At 63.4% G+C, this 17,764-nt stretch carries 12 protein-coding genes; 5 read left to right on the top strand and 7 right to left on the bottom strand.

Annotated elements, in window-relative coordinates:
• Window positions 1-5: 5 nt before the first annotated feature.
• The 7 genes from EB809_RS05320 to pilG all read right to left on the bottom strand — a co-directional run bounded on the left by EB809_RS05320 (window position 6) and on the right by pilG (window position 13,665).
• Complete coding sequence (locus EB809_RS05320) at window positions 6-1,055, bottom strand: chemotaxis protein CheB (protein WP_123633787.1); 1,050 nt, start codon at window positions 1,053-1,055, stop codon at window positions 6-8.
• Complete coding sequence (locus EB809_RS05315; RefSeq protein WP_123633786.1) at window positions 1,055-9,208, bottom strand: Hpt domain-containing protein; 8,154 nt, start codon at window positions 9,206-9,208, stop codon at window positions 1,055-1,057. The genes EB809_RS05320 and EB809_RS05315 overlap by 1 nt, the downstream gene beginning before the upstream one ends.
• Before the next feature lie 11 nt (window positions 9,209-9,219).
• Window positions 9,220-10,113, bottom strand: a complete 894-nt coding sequence (locus EB809_RS05310; RefSeq protein ID WP_190294830.1) for a CheR family methyltransferase — start codon at window positions 10,111-10,113, stop codon at window positions 9,220-9,222.
• Between the two features lie 48 nt (window positions 10,114-10,161).
• Window positions 10,162-12,234: a methyl-accepting chemotaxis protein gene (locus EB809_RS05305; protein WP_123633784.1), complete on the bottom strand. Its 2,073-nt coding sequence runs from the start codon at window positions 12,232-12,234 to the stop codon at window positions 10,162-10,164.
• 77 nt (window positions 12,235-12,311) lie between these two features.
• Window positions 12,312-12,857: a chemotaxis protein CheW gene (locus EB809_RS05300; RefSeq protein ID WP_123633783.1), complete on the bottom strand. Its 546-nt coding sequence runs from the start codon at window positions 12,855-12,857 to the stop codon at window positions 12,312-12,314.
• Between the two features lie 19 nt (window positions 12,858-12,876).
• Complete coding sequence (pilH, locus tag EB809_RS05295) at window positions 12,877-13,239, bottom strand: twitching motility response regulator PilH (protein WP_123633782.1); 363 nt, start codon at window positions 13,237-13,239, stop codon at window positions 12,877-12,879.
• Window positions 13,240-13,272: 33 nt separating this feature from the next.
• Window positions 13,273-13,665 carry a twitching motility response regulator PilG gene (pilG, locus tag EB809_RS05290; protein WP_123633781.1) on the bottom strand — a complete coding sequence of 131 codons (393 nt, stop codon included), beginning with the start codon at window positions 13,663-13,665 and terminating at the stop codon, window positions 13,273-13,275.
• A gap of 461 nt (window positions 13,666-14,126) precedes the next feature.
• Here pilG and gshB point away from each other — a divergent pair, with 461 nt between their 5' ends.
• The 5 genes from gshB (at window position 14,127) to pyrR (ending at window position 17,760) form a co-directional block, all read left to right on the top strand.
• Window positions 14,127-15,071 (top strand): glutathione synthase, encoded by a 945-nt coding sequence (gshB, locus tag EB809_RS05285; protein WP_123633780.1) that lies wholly within the window; start codon window positions 14,127-14,129, stop codon window positions 15,069-15,071.
• 148 nt (window positions 15,072-15,219) lie between these two features.
• Window positions 15,220-16,086 carry an energy transducer TonB gene (locus EB809_RS05280; RefSeq protein ID WP_123633779.1) on the top strand — a complete coding sequence of 289 codons (867 nt, stop codon included), beginning with the start codon at window positions 15,220-15,222 and terminating at the stop codon, window positions 16,084-16,086.
• A gap of 74 nt (window positions 16,087-16,160) precedes the next feature.
• The gene (locus EB809_RS05275; RefSeq protein WP_123633778.1) at window positions 16,161-16,718 is read left to right on the top strand and encodes a YqgE/AlgH family protein; all 558 of its coding nucleotides are present in this window, start codon (window positions 16,161-16,163) and stop codon (window positions 16,716-16,718) included.
• On the top strand, window positions 16,711-17,139 hold the full coding sequence (gene ruvX / locus EB809_RS05270) for a Holliday junction resolvase RuvX (protein WP_123633777.1): 429 nt from the start codon (window positions 16,711-16,713) through the stop codon (window positions 17,137-17,139). Before EB809_RS05275 ends, ruvX begins: the two co-directional genes overlap by 8 nt.
• A 93-nt stretch (window positions 17,140-17,232) precedes the next feature.
• Entirely contained in the window at window positions 17,233-17,760 is a 528-nt protein-coding gene (gene pyrR, locus EB809_RS05265; protein ID WP_123633776.1) for a bifunctional pyr operon transcriptional regulator/uracil phosphoribosyltransferase PyrR, read from the top strand.
• The last annotated feature ends 4 nt before the right edge of the window (window positions 17,761-17,764 follow it).

Below are 17,764 nucleotides of genomic sequence, written 5' to 3'. Positions count from 1 at the left end.
CGTCCTCAGGCGGAATCGCGATCCTGCTTGCGCTTGAGCAAACAGGCTTCTTCAAGGGTTTGCGTCAGTTTTCGGGCCAGTTGCGCCGGATCGCCGACGAAACTGGTGCAGCCCGTGGCCCGGATCGAGTCCGGCATCGAGCTGTTGCCACAGCTTTCACTGTTCTGGACCCAGATGCGGCTACCGTAGGCGTGCAGCAGCGGGGCCGCAATGGCGCCATCGTTGCCCATGCCGGAAAACAGGATAGCATGGCAGCGGTCGCGGTAATGGTCGGCCACATTGAGCAGTACCTGGTCAATGGACGGTCCATAGGGACCGGGCCACGGCGTCGCTTTTTCCTGCAGGCGGCCGCTGTCGTCCAGATACCACTCGTTTTCCACCGGCAGCAGCACCACGTCGCCGTTACGTACCCGATAGCCGGTTTCGGCCCGGCGCAGGCTGTAGTCCGCGTGGCGCCCCAGCACCCGGGTCAGCACCTCGGTAAAATGACCATCGATGTGCTGGGCATAGACAAAGCCGACCGGCAGCCCCGGCGGCAGGTTGTCGAGGAACGTTTTCACCGCGGCCGGACCGCCCAGTGATGCTCCCAGAATCCAGATCTCCTCGGCCGGCTCGTCCGTCTTGCCGGCGGGAATCCAGGCTGGCCGCTCCCGTCGGGTTACCGGCTCTTCCGGATGATCCAGCGCCTCTAATGTCGTGGCGCTGTCCAGCTGTTCCAGCTCGCCTAGCTGCTGTTCCAGTTTATCCAGCAGGCGCCGTTCCCAGCGAAAGGCCTCGGTCGTGCCCGGTGCCGGAGCCTCGTCCACACCGAACAGGATCGGCGCCTCGGTATTCTCCAGCAGGAAATCGAACAGCGTGGGATGATCGGCTTCGTCTTCGAGCGTCACCAGCCAGAGTTCAACGTCCGGGATCGCCGGCTGCGCCAGCAGGCGATCCGGGTCTCCGGTAAAGCGGCTGTCCAGGCCGAATTTTCCGACGGCGTCCTGCAGTCGGCGCCGCTGGAGCGGGCTATCGGATACGATAGCCACGCCCGGCGGCAGCACCTCGCGGGTCATCACTGATTCCCGGTCAGGCGCTCAATGGTGTCAAGCAGCTGGGTTTCCTGGAACGGCTTGCCCAGATACTCGTTGACGCCCAGCGCCAGGGCCCGCTCCCGGTGTTTCTGTCCGGTTCGCGAGGTGATCATGCAAATGGGCGTGTCGCGCAGGCTGTCGTCGTGGCGCACGAAGCTGGCCACTTCGAAACCGTCCATCCGCGGCATCTCGATATCCAGCAGGATGATGTCCGGGCGGTGATCCTGCAGTTGGGCCACAGCGTCCAGGCCGTCCTTCGCGGTGATGACCTCCATGCCGTTCCGTTCCAGCAGGCGCGAGGTGACCTTGCGCACGGTGACCGAGTCGTCCACCACCATGACCAGGGTCTCGCGGTCCTCGCGGCGGGCCTGGGCCTGAGCCGCTTCCAGATCCGCCAGGCGCTGGCGCTCGGACAGCATGTCGGAGCGGATCATCGCCGGCAGGTCGAGGATCACGACCACGTTACCGTCACCCAGAATGGTGGCACCGGAGACGCCCCGTACGGACGAGAACTGCGGGCCGAGGGACTTGACCACGATTTCCCGGCTGCCCATCAGGCTGTCCACCTGCAGCGCCATGGGTTGTTCAGCCCCGCGCACCAGGATGACCGGCAGCGGCAGGGCCTGTCCCTGCAGCTTGGGATGGTGCTCGCTGTGCAGCAGGCCGCCCAGGTACTGCAGGCGGTATTCCTGGCCGGCGTATTCGTACAGCGGCGCATCCGGCTTGTAATACTCTTCCAGCTCGTAGGTGCTGACCCGCACGATCCCCTCGATGGTATTGAGCGGGATGGCGTAGAAGTCCTCACCGGTGGAGACCATCAGGGCGCGGTTGACCGAGACCGTGAACGGCAGGCGCACGGTGAAGGTGGTGCCCTGGCCCAACATCGAGTCGATGTCCAGGCTGCCGCCAAGCTGTTTGATCTCGCTGGCCACCACGTCCATGCCCACACCGCGGCCGGAGATCTGCGTGACCTGGGCGGCGGTGGAGAAGCCCGGCTGCAGGATGAACTGCAGGACCTCCCGGTCCGACAGATCCTCGTCTTCGCGCAGCAGGCCCTGCTTGATGGCCTTTTCGCGAACCGCCGAGGTGCGGATGCCGGCGCCGTCGTCCATCATCCGCAGCACCACTTCACCGCCTTCTCGGGTCAGCGACAGGATGATTTCGCCGGTTTCCGGCTTGCCGGCCTTGCGGCGGTCTTCCGGTGTTTCGATGCCGTGGTCGAGGGCGTTGCGCAGCATGTGCTCCAGCGGCGCCACCATCCGCTCGAGGATGTTGCGGTCCATTTCGCCTTCGGCGTTGCGGACGTCAAACTCCACCTTCTTGCCCAGCTCGCCGCTGATCTGGCGAACGATCCGGCGCAGGCGCGGCACCATGGACGCGAACGGGTTCATCCGCGTTTTCATCAGGCCTTCCTGCAGCTCGGTGTTGATCCGGGACTGCTGGACCAGCAGGGTTTCGGTGTCGCGGGTCCGGTCGGACATGGTTTCGCGCAGGTCCGCCAAATCCGAGGCCGATTCACTCAGGGCCCGGGACAGCTGCTGGATGGAGGAGTAGCGGTCCATCTCCAGCGGGTCGAAGTCTTCGCCGTAGTCCGGACCGTGCTCTTTTTCGGCGCGGAACAGGATCTGGGCTTCGGTCTCGATGTCCATCCGGCGCAGCTGTTCGCGCAGACGTTCGATGGTCGCGGCCATCTCGTCCAGCGTGTGGCCGAAGTCACTGGACTGCTGCTCCAGACGGCTACGGGTGATACTGGTTTCACCGGCCAGGTTGACCAGCTCGTCCAGCAGCGGGGCGTTGACGCGGATGGTTTCCTGCGCGGCACGGGCCGGGTCCGCCTTGCGGTTCCGGGCCTTTTTGGCCGGCGGCTTGGGTTGTGGCTTGGCCTGTGGCTCCGGTTTGGCGTCCGCTGCGGCTTCGGCGGATGGCTCCGCTGGAGGCGCGGCCTCATCCGGGGTGTCTGCCTTGGTCTCCGGACTGCTCGGCAGGGTGACCGGGCCGGCACCGGCGTCTTCATAGCGTTTGCGGATCTCACCCACCATGTCGGTCAGGGTGTCGTGATCCCGGGTAATGGCGTTCCAGGTGGCGCTGTCGGGTTCGTTGCCGCCCAGGTCGATCAGGCGGGTTTCGAAGGCGTGGGCCTGGTCACCCAGCTCAACCAGTTGCGCCAGGCGTGCGCCGCCCTTGAGGGTGTGCAGGGCCCGTTGCAGCTCGCGGTTGAAGTGGTCGCTGGACGGCTCCTTGCGCCAGTCTTCCAGCAGGTTTTCGATCTGGTCGAGCAGTTCGCCCGCTTCTTCCAGGAAGATTTCCAGGACTTCCGGATCGACGCTTTCAGGCTGGGCAGGCTCGTTCTCCTCCGTTACCGGGGCGTCATCTACTGGCGTGACGCCTTGAGCCAGCGCCTCGATCAACTCGGCGTCGGCCACCGGCGTACGGCCTTCCTCGATATCGCGCAGCATCTGCGCCAACTGAGCTGAGGCCTTCTCACTGAGGGCCAGCGCGGCGGCACCGTCGGCGGCATCGGCCAGCGTCGATTCCAGGCGCTCGTACCAGGTTTCCGCCAGGTCCGCGATGGGGTCGACATCAGCCAGTCGGGCACCGCCCTTGAGGGTGTGCAGCTCCTGCAGCAGCGACGTCATGCTGGCCAGGGCTTCCGGCTCTTCGCGCCATTGCGCCAGGCATTCCTTGATGGCGTCGTGGATCTCCACGCCTTCGTCCAGGAAGATGCCGATCAGGTCGTCGTCCCGATCCAGCGGCTCGCTGTCGGCTGCGGTCGGCTCGGCAGGCGTCTCGTCCACCTCCACGGGCGGCAAATCGACCGGCGCGCTGTCTTCAGCCGGTGTGTCCGTGTCGGCCCGGCCCGAGAGGATGGCTTCGACGCGCTCGATCAGTGCGGTGGCCGGCTCGCAGGGTTTCTGCGCGGCCACTTGCTCCACCATCTGCGCCAGCCGGTCGTGGCAGGCAAACAGCAGGTCGGTCATGTCGGACGTGGCGTCCAGGCGGCCTTCAGCGACGCGCTCGAATAGGTCCTCCAGCACGTGGGTCAGATCGCCGATGGCATCGACACCGGCCATGCGTGCGCCGCCCTTGAGGGTATGCACGTCGCGTTGCAGTTCGCCAGCCAGCTTGGTGTTGCTGGGATCTTCGGTCCAGCTGTGCAGGGTGCTGGCGGTGGAGTTGACCAGGTCGTAAGCCTCTTCCAGGAAGATGCTGACCAGCTCCTGGTCGAGGTCCTCGGCATCGCCGGCGTCGTCGTCCGCGGCGGCCTGGTCCATGGCTTCCACCAGGAGGGCGTCGTCGAACACACTTTCTTCGGCTTCGGCTTCGGCTTCGGCTTCGGCTTCGGCTTCGGCTTCGGCTTCGGCTTCGGCTTCGGCTTCGGCTTCGGCTTCAGGCGCTGCCGGCTCGTCTTCCGGCGATTCGGTGGCTTTTTCGTCAACCGGTGTAGCGGCCGGCGCGTCGGTCAGGGCGGCTTTCAGGGCGTCCAGAACGTCCGGCGCTTCCGGACACTGTCCGGCTTCGGCAATGGCGTCCACCATCGTCGCCAGTTGATCGTGGGCGCGCAGGGCGACATCGGTACGCTCCGGCGTGGCTTTCAGGCGGCCTTCGACGATGCGCTCGAACAGCGTCTCCATTTCATGGGCAATATCGGCCACGGGCGCGATTTCCGCCATGCGGGCGCCGCCCTTGAGGGTGTGCAGTTCGCGCTGGAGTTCCTTGACCAGTTCCGGCTGGTCGGGATTGCCCTGCCACTGGTGCAGCTGCTCGGCGGTGGTATCAATGATGTCGCCGGCTTCCTCAAGGAAGATTTCCGCCAGTTCCGGATCCAGGTTCTGCAGCGCGCCGGTGCGCGCCACCGGCTCGGCGTCGTCCGTCTCGGTCGCATCCGGTGTGCCGGACTCGTCCTCTTCGGCGACATCCAGTTGCGGCAGCTCAAGCTCGATCTCATCTTCGGATTCGGCGTCGAACGAGGTGGCATCACTGCCGCCCGCATGCTGACTGATGTAGGCCTGGATCTCCTGGATCAGGTCCGGCGCCGGGCGTGGCTGGTCACCGGTACTGATCGCGTCCACCATGGCGGCGAGCCGGTCGTGGCTGCGCAGCAGGAGGTCTTCGAGGTCCTCGCGGGTGCTGAGCCGGTTGTCGGTCAAGCCTTCAAACAGGGTTTCCAGCTCGTGGGACAGGTCGCCGATGGCACTGATGTCGGCCAGGCGCGCGCCGCCCTTGAGGGTGTGCAGGTCGCGCTGCAGGTGGCGCAGCAATTCGGTGTCGGACGGCTGCTCGGTCCATTGTTGCAGGCGTTCGCCGGTGCCTTCGATCAGGTCGCGGGCTTCCTCCAGGAAGATCTCGACCAGCTCGGGGTCGAGACCGTCGTCGGCTTCCGGTGTTTCGACCTCGGCGGCGCCGGGTTCGTCGGCTTCGATGTCCAGGGTCGGCAGCTCCAGGTCTTCCTCGAAGCTGTTGTCGATGTCCTCCAGATCCTGGGCGAAGCTGGAGTCGGCCTGTTCGCGGAATTGGTCGAGCTGGGCCTGCAGTTTGCCAAGCAGGTCGTCGTCTGGCTTGGTCGCCAGACCGGCGGCCACCTGGTCCATCATGTTGATGAGGGCTTCATGGCCGGCGCGGGCAACGCTGAAGAACTCGCTGTCCGGCTGGGCCTTGGCGTCGAACACGGCGGCATAGGTCCGCTCGAGCCGGTCCGCCAGTTCAGACACATCGGCCAGGCCGGCCACATCGGCGCCGCGGGCCAGCTGGCGCAGTTCCAGCACCAGCTTGTCGAGCTGCTCGTTCTCGCCGGGTGCGGCGGCCCAGGCGTCCAGGATGGAGTCGGCGTCCAGCAGGATATCCAGGCCTTCGTTCAGGAACAGCTGGATGAGCTGCGGGTCCGGGCGGTGTTCGGCTTCCGCATTTTCGGTGCTGACCGGATTGGACGACAGGGTGCGGGTAGCGAGCATATCCAGGCGTTCGAGGAACGCCTCCGTGCCTGCCAGCGGTTGCTGCGGCGCAGAGCGGATCTGCCCCAGGCCACGCCCGATGAAGTCGCAGGCATCGGCCAACAGGGCCATCACGTCGCGATCGGCGCGATGGTTCTCGGCGCGGGCCGTTTTCACGAATTTTTCCAGCGGCGAGATGATGGTCGCCAGCGGCTCGATGCCGGCGGTGTGGGCCGAGCCTTTCAGGGTATGCAGGGCGCGGGACAGGCCATCGGTGTAGGCGGTGGTTTCGCGGCCTTCGGCCTCCGTCAGGAATTGTTTGAGCGCCTGCAGATGGGTTTCGGTTTCGCTCTCGAAGATGTCCAGCAGGACCGGGTCCACCAGCTGTTCGTCGCCGGCGTCATCGTCTTCCGCCTGTTCTTGCCGGTCTCCAGGGGCGGCCTCGACCGCTGCTGCATCCGGCTCGAATCCGGCGCTGTCGCCGTCTTCCGGCATGCGGCTGGATTCCAGGATCTCGCCGTTGGCCAGCGCGGTCGCCCGGGCTTCCAGCGATGAAGTGTCCAGCGACGCTGGGCGGCGGGCCTCAAAATCGCTGACCAGGGCCGGAATCACGCCAACCACGTCGTCCAGCAGGCGGGCGATGTCGTCGTTCATGAACACGCTGCCGTCGATCACCCGGTTGAGCATGTTCTCCACCGCCCAGGCGAGCTCGCCGACGGCGCTGGCGCCCACCATGCGGCCACTGCCCTTGAGCGTATGGAATGCCCGGCGAACTTCGGCCAGCGCGGTCCGATCGTCAAACTGGCGCAGCAGCATGGGCAGGTATTCGCGGATGGTCTCCAGCACCTCGCCCGCTTCCTCGATGAAGATCTCGAGGATTTCGTCATCGATCAGGTCGTCGTCGATCCCGTCGTCCTGTGATGGCGCGGCGGATTCGACGGTGTCGTCGTTCGTCGCTTCCGGCGCGCTCTCGGCGACCGGTTCGGCGGCGTCGGCTGCCGGTTCAGCGGTGGTTTCGCTGTCCGGGCCGGTCTTGCGGGTGGTGGCCAGAGCGTCGGCCTGGGCAATCAGATCGCTGACGTCGCCATCGGCGCTGCCGTCACGGAACTCGGCGATCAGGCCCGGAATGCGATCGATGGCGGTATCCACCAGGGCAAACAGTTCTTCCGTAGGCCGTACACTCTGGTCGATCACGCGGTTGAGCAGGTTCTCCACCGCCCAGGCCAGTTCGCCAATGCTGGTGGCGCCCACCAGTCGACCGCTGCCCTTGAGGGTATGGAACGCGCGACGGACTTCTGTGAGCGCTTCGCGATCGTCGTGATCCTGACGCAGACGCGGGTAGAAATCGCGGATGGTAGCCAGGACTTCCTCGGCTTCCTCGATGAAGATTTCGAGGATTTCGTCGTCCACCAGGTCGGCGTCGGAGGTTTTCGGGACGTCGGGTCCGGAGGTGGCCGGCGCCGGTTCTGGCTCGGCGGATGTGACGGCCGGCTCGTTGTTCCAGGTGGGTTCTTCGCCCACCGGGAAGCCCAGGCTGCGCAGGCTGTCTTCGGCGATCTTGAGGACACTTTCGTTGTCCTCAATGCCTTCCGCCAGGCGCTCCAGGTAGTATTCGATACTGGTCACCATGTCCGCCAGGGTGTCCAGCTGCTGCCAGTCCGGGACGCGCTGCCCGTCCAGCAGGACATCGGTGACGTAGCGCTCGGCGGACGCGAGCATGTCGCCGACACGCTCCAGCGGGATCAGTTGCAGGCCGCCGCGGATGCTGTGCAGCAGGCCCGGGACATGCTCGATTTCACGCCGGTCCCATTGGGCGGCAATGAAATTGACGATGGCGGTCTTGACCTGTTCCAGCGAATTGCGGGACTCGCGCAGCAGCGCCCGGTTCGCATCGTTCAGTTCCTGGGTGCCGTACTGGACGGCGTCGCCGGTGTCTTCGGAATGGGTCTGACGTTCTTTTTCAAGTCCGGCCAGGGTGGCTTCGACATAGAGCAGGGCGCCGGCGATGTCCATCAGGATGCCATCGTCGGCCGGCTCGTCATCGTGGCTGAGGCGCTGGACGATTTCGATCTGCTCGGTGACCACCCGGCGCGGGATGCCCAGACCCAGGACGGCCAGGGTGTTGGCCACCTGTTGCAGGCCCGGCAGCAATTCTTCCAGTTCGCTGTTCTGGCGGAATTCGGCACGCACAAACAGGTCGAGCTGGTCCTTCAGGCGGGCCAGTTCCTCGTTGAGGGCGCTGACCACGGATTGGATGGCCTCGCGACCCGGTCCGGAGACCCGCTGGCGGGCATCGTCCACGGATTCGTCGGAGGGCAGGGCGTCCGCCAGCTTATAGCGGCTGCGCAGGTCGTTGACCCGGGGCATGCCCAGGTCGTCGGCACGGGCGACGTAGTACAGCAGATGCTTGAACAGCGCCTCGGGCACCGGTTGCTGCAGGATGTCGCCGTGCTCGTCCAGCAAGCGCTTGAGTTCCGCATCCAGCTGGCGCAGCAGGGATTTGGCGGCGGAGTTGATCGGGTTGTGCCGGCTCTTGAGCGTGTCCAGGAAACCACCGGCAGCCTGCCAGAGTTCACCGCGGGGGGTGCCCTGGCACAGCTTGATGACCCGCTGGATCACCTTGTCCATGTAGTCGAAGTGGGAGTCCAATTCGGCTTCGCGGATGATGCCAACCAGCGCAAACTGGAACATCTGGCGCAGCTTGCGCACGTGGCCCAGGACCTTCGGATCCTGCAGACGCTGGGTGGCCGCCGGGTTGGCCCGGAAGTCCGCCGCCGACAGGTCCGGCTTGAACAGCGAGGTATCGGAAAGCAGGGCTTCGCCGCGGGCGGCGCGCAGGTCATTGAGCAGCGGCAACAGCGCCAGCGGGAAATCATCGCGGTTGCTGTCCAGGTGCTCCAGGTACTGCGGCAGCTGCAGGATCGCCTGCATCAGGACTTCGATGGCTTCATCGACGTTGCTGGTAGCGTCGTTGAGGACGGCCTGGGCCAGCTTTTCCATCTCTTCGGTGAGCAGGGCCGCACCATAGAGTTCGACCATCTGCAGGGTGCCGTGCACCTGATGGAGATAGTTCAGGCAAAAACGCAGGCGTGCCGTGTCGTCACGATTGTCGACATAGGCTTCCAATGCCTGCTGACCCTGTTTCAGGGTGTCCTGAATTTCGCCCCTAACCCAATCCAGGGCGATGCTGTCATGGTGATTGCCCATAACCACTCCGGTTATTCTTCGTCTGTCTGGCGTTTGATCCACGCCAGCACGCTATCCGATGGCACCCGCTGCAGGGAGGGATGCTGCCAATCCGTCAGTTCGCCCTGACCCAGCACCAGGAGTCCACCCGGTGCCAGTCGTTCGGTCAGTCGCCTGACAATTTCCCTGCGCCGCCAGCGGCGGAAGTAGATCAGCAGGTTCTGGCAGAAAATGATATTCATGCCATGCATCGGTGCCTGATTCAGGTCCAGCACGTTCAGTCGGGTAAAACAGACCCGCTGTTTGATCGCCGGGTCGATGGCCCATTCATTGCCGGTAGCCGGATGGAAGTAGCGTTCCCGAACCGCAGGCTCTGTTGTGGATAGCCTGCGGCCCCCGAATACCCCTCTCTGTGCCTTTTCCAGGGCCGGCTTGCTGATGTCCGATCCGGTCACCCCGAACAGGGGTTCCAGTTCCAGCTGCTGCATGCACTGATCCAGCAGCATCGCCAGGGTGTAAGGTTCTTCGCCGGTTGAACAGCCCACGCTCCAGGCTTCCAGGGGGCGTTTCTTGAGGCTGTCCCGTGGCCGGGTCATGACATAGTCCGAGACCAGTCGGAAGGCGTCCGGATCACGAAAGAAGCGGGTTTCCTGAACGGTGAGTCGGTCCACCAGGGTGGCCCACTCGACGATGGCGCCGGGGCCGGAAACCACTTTCTCGTAATAGGCCTGATAGGTCTCGCAACCGATTTCGCGCATCCGGATGCCCAGATTGGTCTGCAGGAACGATTGTCGATCCGGCGTCAGGGTCATTCCGGTCCGCTCTTCCAGTAGCGTCTGCCACTGCTGGAACTGGGCCCCGTCCATCTGGGGAAGGGGCCGCAGCGTCCAGATACCGGCGGATCTGTCGTCGCGCGTTTCGGCCATGATCATGATTCAGCCGTACTTTCCGGCGTCGTCACTTGCACCCCGCTATCAGCTCACCACGGGAACGTCGCTGTCTTCCTCTTCTTCTTCCGGCAGATCTTCCTCCGGCAGCGTGAAGCCGGCAACGGAGGAGCGCAGCTCACCGGCCATTTCGGCCAGGTTACCGATCGACTTCGCGGTCGCGTTGGTACCGGAGGAGGTCTGCGAGGTGATCTCCTGGATAACGTTCATCGTGTTGGAGATGTGAGCCGCGGACGACGCCTGCTGACGGGCCGCGTTGGAGATGTTCTGGATGAGTTCCGCAAGGTTCATCGAGACGTTCTCGATTTCCTCGAGGGCCACACCCGCGTCCTGGGCCAGGCGGGCACCACGGACCACCTCGGCGGTGGTGTGTTCCATGGAGATAACCGCCTCGTTGGTGTCAGACTGGATCGTCTTAACCAGGGCTTCAATCTGCTTGGTGGCCGCAGAGGAACGTTCCGCGAGGCGCTGAACCTCGTCCGCAACCACCGCGAAGCCTCGACCCGCGTCACCGGCCATGGAGGCCTGGATCGCAGCGTTCAGGGACAGGATGTTGGTCTGGTCGGCGATGTCGTTGATCAGGGAGACGATGTCACCGATTTCCTGGGAGGATTCACCCAGACGCTTGATCCGTTTGGACGTTTCCTGGATCTGCTCACGGATGTTGTCCATGCCGCGGATGGTGTTCTGTACCACTTCCGCGCCTTTCTTCGCGATCGCAACCGACCGCTCAGCAACCGCGGAGGATTCGGCGGCGTTCGAGGAGACCTGGTCGATGGATACGGCCATTTCGTTCACGGCCGCGGAGGCACCGGCAATTTCCTGGGCCTGGTGCTCGGAGGCGTCGGCCAGATGCATCGCAGTCGCCTGGGTTTCCTGGGCGGCGGAGGAGACTCGAACCGCGGTACCCCGGATGGACTGTACCAGCCCGCGCATCTGGTCGATCGCGTAGTTGATGGAGTCGGCGATGGCCCCGGTGAAGTCCTCGGTGACCGTGGCCTCGGTGGTCAGGTCACCATCGGCCAGGTCGGCCAGTTCGTCCAGCAGTCGCAGGATCGCGTTCTGGTTCTGTTCGTTCTGGTCCTGGGTCGACGCCAGTCGCGCCTGGGAGGTCCGGTAGATGGTCAGACCGATGACGACGATAACGGCAGCCAGGGCGGCCAGCAGGATGTACGCCAGCATCGGACTGATCAGGCGGGAGTCGGCCTGGTCACGGAATTTGTCGGCCAGTGCGGACGTTTCGTTCAGCAGGGCCTGGGAGCTCTGGTAGATCTCGTTGGACGCGCGGCGGACGGTAAACAGGTCCGGAGACGCGTCGAGGATGGCGTCAACGTTCTGGGAGACGAATTCGAACAGTTCGGAAACCGCGTCCAGACCGTAGCGGGCGTCTTCGTCCTGGACCTTGGAAATGCCCATGGCGGCGTTGCCGTTGGTCTGGCCGTCGAGGACGCGACCGAACAGCTTGGCGTCGCGGCCGAAGCGGTCGGCGGCGATCACCGCGTCTTCGTCACCGGACAATACGTTGTTGACCGAGCGCACGATCCGTTCCGCCAGCAGGGACTGACGCTGGGCCAGGGCGACCTGTTCCGCCGGAGCGTTGTTGTCCAGGAGGATCTGTACGATGTCGTCGTACTCCACCTGCAGCTGGGGGATGTTCTCGTTCAGGGTCTGGGCCACCTTGTGCAGGCCCAAAACCGCCTCGCGGGTGGAGATGATGGTGTCAGCCCGTTCACGAACGGCGTTCCAGTCCTCCTGTACGCCGCTTTTGGCAGCCAGGTCACTCGGCGGAAGGCCGGTCTGCGGGTTGCCCTCGGTGAGGAATCCCCAGAGTTTTGCGAACTGGTCACGAGAGCGCTGCAACTGATCGAACGCTTCCGGCGTCCCGCCGGCCGCTTCCGAGGCGTTTTTCGCGATTTCCTGTGACAGGACCCGCAGCTCACTGGCGTGGGCGATGTATTCCTGGTCGTGGCGGCTGTCGCGGTTGATGATGAACAGCACAGCGACGAGCAGGACGGTCAGTACGATCAATGCACCGATCAGGCCGCCAACCAGCTTGTTGGCGCCCTGACCCGCATTGAATCTTCCGGCTCTTTTCTTCATTTTCTGGCTCCCGGCCTTATGTCGGCAAGTTGGTCCTTCGGGTCTGGGGATTCAGTGAACAGGCCCTGCCGTCCTGTTCACCACTGAGAAACATCCAGGAAACGCTCATCGTCCATCAGTGCGAAGGTCGAGAACACATTCCAGGTTTCTTCGTTGCGTCGATAGCCTCCGTGAACGAAAGGCTGAACGATGTCTGGGACTTGCGCCGGATCTTCGGTGAAGCTTTCCAGCGCGAAATACTGCATGCCTGAGACGCTGTCGACGACCAGGCCACTGAACACGTCGCCCTGTTCGATGACCAGCACGCGACGCTCCCGGTGACTGCGGGAACTGCGGCCCAGGTCAAAGAAGTGGGCAAGGTCGATCAGGGGCAGCAGCCGGCCACGGACGTTCGCCGCGCCGAGCATAAATGGACGAACCCCCGGTATATGGGTGTACCGGGGGACGTGAAGAATTTCGACCACTTCGCCCATCGGGGCGACGTAGCGTTGTCCGGCCAGCGTGAAGCCGATGCCATTCCACAGCTCAATGGCTTCCTGCTGGGCCGGCAGGCCCGAAGCGAGGGCCTTGCTACGCCGGGCGATATCCGTCAGTACGGCAAAAGGGGCAGCCTGGGCGGACATGCTTACTCCATACTGGCGGTCAGGCGATCAGACTGGCAATCGTCTTGATCAGCTCATCTTCGTTGACGGGTTTGACCAGATAGCCCTTGGCGCCCTGACGGGTGCCCCAGACGCGGTCGGTTTCCTGATCCTTGGTGGTGACGATCACCACGGGAATGGAAGCCGTGTCCGGCGAGCGGGTCAGCTGACGGGTAGCCTGGAAACCGTTGAGCCCGGGCATGACGACGTCCATCAGGACCAGGTCGGGCTGTTCGGCGCGGGCCTTGGCGACGCCATCGGCACCGTTGTCCGCGGAGAGCACTTCATGCTGGTGCTTTTCCAGGATGCTGGAGATTTTCTTAACCTCGGTCGGAGAGTCGTCGACAATCAGGATGCGGGCCATGAGTTCCTCGATAAATGCGTTGTATCAATCGGTTTACTGTTCCGCCGTGGGAACGTACTGACGAATGGTGTTCAGCAGTTCGTCCTTGCTGAAAGGCTTGGTCAGGTACTGGTCGGAACCGACTATACGTCCCTTGGCCTTGTCGAAAAGGCCGTCCTTGCTGGAGAGCATGATGACGGGAGTCTTCTTGAACGCGGAGTTGTTCTTGATCAGGGCGCAGGTCTGGTAGCCGTCCAGGCGTGGCATCATGATATCGACGAACACGATGTCAGGTTGGGTGTCGGCAATCTTGGCCAGGGCATCGAATCCATCCGTTGCGGTGATGACTTCACAGCCAACCTTTTTGAGAAGGGTTTCGGCGGTGCGACGAATCGTCTTGCTATCGTCAATCACCATAATCTTCAGGTTTTCGAAGTTGTCATCCATTATCCAACAGCCTTGCGCTCTACAGGATCGTTGTTGTTCAGCTCCGATTCGAATCACTCTGGCTGTTCCAGCCGGTCACGCAGTCGATTCGGTAGCTGGCCTTGCTTCCAGCCCGGCTTCGTTGGCGCCGTCAGACCGGTTTCCGAGACCAGTGGGAGATTTGACGGGCCTTTTTAACACACATTCAAGGGGCGTTCTATAAAGCCTGACTATTTATAGATTATAGGTCGCTTGAGAAAAAGCATAAGTTTGTGACCAAATGTACTCTTGCGCTTACAAGAGCGCTTGCGGGGCCGGCTTTTGCGTAGTGATTCGGCAGCTTTGGGTAATGCATACTGAACGTCGGTACACTACCATCGGTCCGGCCCGGAAATATCCGCTGTGCCTGCCAGCATAGCACCTGAGCGTCGGGCTGCTCTGCTGACCCGTTCCTGTTTCCAGAAAGAGGTTGAAGTCGCGCTATGACCGTCAGACTCGGTATCGTCATGGATCCCATCGAGGACATCCACTACAAGAAGGACACGTCGCTGGCGATGCTATGGGCCGCCCAGCAGCGGGGCTGGGAACTGATCTACATGGAGCAGCACGACCTCTTCCTGGACGGCGGCGAAGCCCGTGCCCGGGTGCGCGAACTGACGGTGCGCATGGACCCGGACGACTGGTACACGTTCGGTGATGAGTTCGAGATGGCGCTGGGCGAACTGGACGTGATCCTGATGCGCAAGGACCCGCCGGTGGACCGGGAATTCATGATGGCCACCTATATCCTGGATGCCGCCGCCGACCAGGGCGCGTTGGTGGTCAATCCGCCGAACGCGCTGCGCGACTGCAATGAAAAGCTGTTCGCCACCCGCTTCATCGACTGTACGCCGCCGCTGGTGGTGACCCGCTCCGCCGAGCGCCTGCGGGAATTCTATGCCCGCCATGGCGACGTGATCATGAAGCCGGTGGACGGCATGGGCGGCAAGTCCATCTTCCGGGTGAAGGAAGGGGACGCCAACCTGGGGGTCATCATCGAGACGCTGACCAACGACGGCAATCACCAGATCATGGCGCAGAAGTTCCTGCCGGCGATCAAGGACGGCGATAAGCGCATCCTGATGATCGACGGCGAGCCGATTCCCTATGCGCTGGCGCGCATTCCATCCCAGGGCGAGAACCGGGGCAACCTGGCGGCCGGTGGTCGCGGCGAAGGCCGCCCGCTGACCGATCGGGACCGGGAAATCTGCGAGCGCATTGCGCCGACGCTGAAAGAGAAAGGGCTGATTTTTGTCGGTATTGACGTCATCGGCGACTACCTCACCGAAATCAACGTGACCAGCCCCACCTGCGTGCGCGAACTGGACCGGGAATTCGGCATCGACATTTCGTCGCAATTGCTGGACGCCATCGAAGCCCGGTTGTGATGTCGGCGTACCGTGACATCCTGTGACGATTTGTTGGCAGGATGGACAAGTGCCGACGAAGACAGCAAACTTGGGGCCTTATCTGAGGGTGCGCTTCGCCGCACCGTCGCGTCTCATGCAGTGGTCAGTGGTTGATTAAGTGGCGAGCATGGCTGTCCAGGTCAGTGATTTCGATCGGTTTTCCTTTACCTTTTTTATGGCACTGGCGCTTCATGCCGTCATCGTGCTGGGGATTTCGTTTGCCCCGGACGACCCGGCACCGGCCGCCGAGACGCTGGAAATCACCCTGGCCCAGCACGATGACCAGAAGGCGCCCGACGAGGCCGACTTCCTGGCGCAGACCAACCAGAAAGGCAGCGGCACCGAACAGGAAAAGCAGGAGCTGACCACCACGCACCAGGCGCCGGTGCAGAATACCCAGGTCAAACCCGTCCAGCCCCAACCGGTGCAGCAATCTCAGCCGGAACCCAAGCCCCAGCCCGATAAGCAGGTCGTCACCACGACGGCCAAGTCGCGTCCGGCGCAGCAGGAAAAAGAGAAAGAGAAGCCGGTTGAGAAGGCGCCGGTGAAGAAGAAAAAGAGCCTGATGGACCGCAGTCTGGAAATTGCCAGTCTCGAAGCCCGGCTTGACCAGCAGCAGCGCGCCTACGCCAAGAAACCGCGGATCAAGCGGGTGACGGCGGCCTCCACGCTCAAGTCCGATAACGCCTGGTACGTTCAGAATTGGGTGAGCAAGGTGACTCGCGTCGGCAACCTCAACTACCCGCCGGAAGCCCGCCGCTCGGGCATCTACGGCTCCCTGCGCATGGTCGTGGTGCTGGAGAAGGACGGCAGCGTGAAGGACGTGCAGATCCTCAACTCCTCCGGCAACAAGGTGCTGGACGATGCGGCCATCCGCATCGTGCGTCTGTCCGCGCCTTTCGCCCCGTTCTCGGATAAAATGCGCGACCAGTTCGACCAGCTGGAAATTATTCGCACCTGGTCGTTCCAGCGCCGGGGCCTGTCCTCCGGCTGATTTCCCGGCGTTGCCACCGGCCGGTCACATTTCCAGGCTTGCACCGGCGCGCCTCCGCACGAATACTAGATCCTATGACGATTGCTGACGATTCACTCCGTAACCGCCTGCTGGTGGCTTCGCCCTATCTTGAGGATCCGGGTTTTCACGGGACCGTGATCTTCATGTGTGAGCACAACAGCGACGGGGCCATGGGGCTGGTTATCAACCGGCCGCTGGATATTTCCGTGGGTGAAGTGCTGGAACAGCTCGACCTGGACGGCGAGGAAGTCAACCAGCCCGTCTACGCCGGCGGCCCGGTGCAGCCGGAGCGGGGCTTCGTGCTGCATCGTCCGTTCGGGGAATGGCAAAGTTCCATGGCCATTACCGATCAGCTCACCATGACCACGTCCCGCGATATTCTCGAAGCCATTGGCTGCGGTGAAGGCCCGTCGGAGTTCCTGATGGCCCTGGGCTATTCCGGCTGGTCGCCCGGCCAGCTGGAAGAAGAGCTCAATACCAGCAGCTGGCTGGTGTGTCCGGCCAATCACGACCTGCTGTTCCGGGTGGAGAGCGAGCAGCGCTACGCCGAAGTCATCCGCGCCATGGGCATCGACCTTAACCAGCTGACCGATACGGTGGGCCATGCCTGAGGTCGGTCAGCGCCGGGTGATGGGGTTTGATTTCGGCACCCGCCGCATCGGCATCGCCGTGGGCCAGGAAATGCTCGGCACTGCCAAGCCGGTGGCTATGCTCAAGGCCCGGGACGGGCAACCCAACTGGGATGAAATTGCCAAAGTCGTGGACGAATGGCGGCCCAACCTGTTTGTGGTCGGCCTGCCGCTGAACATGGACGGCACCGAGAGCGAGATGTGCTTGCGTGCCCGCAAGTTCGGCAAGCGCCTGCACGGCCGTTTCCATCATCCGGTGGAGATGGTGGACGAGCGCCTCAGCAGTTTCGAAGCCAAGGGCGAGGTTATGGCCCGCGGCGGCTCCCGTGATTTCGGCACCCACGGCGTCGACGACCTGGCGGCAGTCATCATTCTGGAGACCTGGTTTTCCAGCAACGGCTGACCGCCGGCCTCCCTGCCTTGCGACCCCGTCTGCCCGCTGCTTCCCCCGATTGGCCATGGTAGACTAGCGCCGCTGTTCGCACGGGGGACTACAATGACGGCATTGCTGAACGTGGACGCGTTGCTCGACGATCTCGAGCAGGGCCTGCGCCGCCTCCTCAAGGAGCGTGGCATCGAACGGCCGGTACTGATCGGCATCCGTACCGGCGGTGTCTGGCTCGCCGATATCCTGCACAAGCGCCTGGGCCTGGACGAGCCCTTTGGTGAGCTGGATATCTCCTTCTACCGGGACGACTTTTCCCGGATTGGGCTGAATCCGAAAGTCCGGCCTTCCCATCTGCCTTTCGAGACCGAGGACCGCCACATCATCCTGGTGGACGACGTCATCATGAGCGGGCGCACCATCCGCGCTGCCATGAACGAGATCTTTGACTACGGCCGCCCCGCCGGCATCATCCTGGCGACGCTGATCGACCTGGGCGCCCGGGAACTGCCGATCCAGCCGGACGTGGTGGGGCAGACCCTGACGCTGAAAGCCAATGAGCGGGTCAAGCTCAAGGGCCCGGATCCACTGAGCGTGGAACTGCGCCAGGCCGATGCAACGCCGGCAAAAGGAGCCTGATTCG

Source organism: Marinobacter sp. R17, from assembly GCF_003789045.1.
In the GTDB taxonomy this organism is placed as follows: domain Bacteria; phylum Pseudomonadota; class Gammaproteobacteria; order Pseudomonadales; family Oleiphilaceae; genus Marinobacter_A; species Marinobacter_A mangrovi.
Note: the sequence above shows the minus strand (reverse complement) of the source record. Positions and strands in the feature narration are given on the sequence as shown.

Bases quoted from the DNA above. Each gene is read 5' to 3' on its own strand.
- EB809_RS05280 (WP_123633779.1), top strand. From the start codon at position 15,220: ATGGCTGTCCAGGTCAGTGATTTCGATCGGTTTTCCTTTACCTTTTTT.
- pilH (WP_123633782.1), bottom strand. From the start codon at position 13,239: ATGGCCCGCATCCTGATTGTCGACGACTCTCCGACCGAGGTTAAGAAA.
- EB809_RS05310 (WP_190294830.1), bottom strand. From the start codon at position 10,113: ATGGCCGAAACGCGCGACGACAGATCCGCCGGTATCTGGACGCTGCGG.
- pilG (WP_123633781.1), bottom strand. From the start codon at position 13,665: ATGGATGACAACTTCGAAAACCTGAAGATTATGGTGATTGACGATAGC.
- EB809_RS05320 (WP_123633787.1), bottom strand. From the start codon at position 1,055: ATGACCCGCGAGGTGCTGCCGCCGGGCGTGGCTATCGTATCCGATAGC.
- pyrR (WP_123633776.1), top strand. From the start codon at position 17,233: ATGACGGCATTGCTGAACGTGGACGCGTTGCTCGACGATCTCGAGCAG.
- gshB (WP_123633780.1), top strand. From the start codon at position 14,127: ATGACCGTCAGACTCGGTATCGTCATGGATCCCATCGAGGACATCCAC.
- EB809_RS05275 (WP_123633778.1), top strand. From the start codon at position 16,161: ATGACGATTGCTGACGATTCACTCCGTAACCGCCTGCTGGTGGCTTCG.
- ruvX (WP_123633777.1), top strand. From the start codon at position 16,711: ATGCCTGAGGTCGGTCAGCGCCGGGTGATGGGGTTTGATTTCGGCACC.
- EB809_RS05315 (WP_123633786.1), bottom strand. From the start codon at position 9,208: ATGGGCAATCACCATGACAGCATCGCCCTGGATTGGGTTAGGGGCGAA.
- EB809_RS05300 (WP_123633783.1), bottom strand. From the start codon at position 12,857: ATGTCCGCCCAGGCTGCCCCTTTTGCCGTACTGACGGATATCGCCCGG.
- EB809_RS05305 (WP_123633784.1), bottom strand. From the start codon at position 12,234: ATGAAGAAAAGAGCCGGAAGATTCAATGCGGGTCAGGGCGCCAACAAG.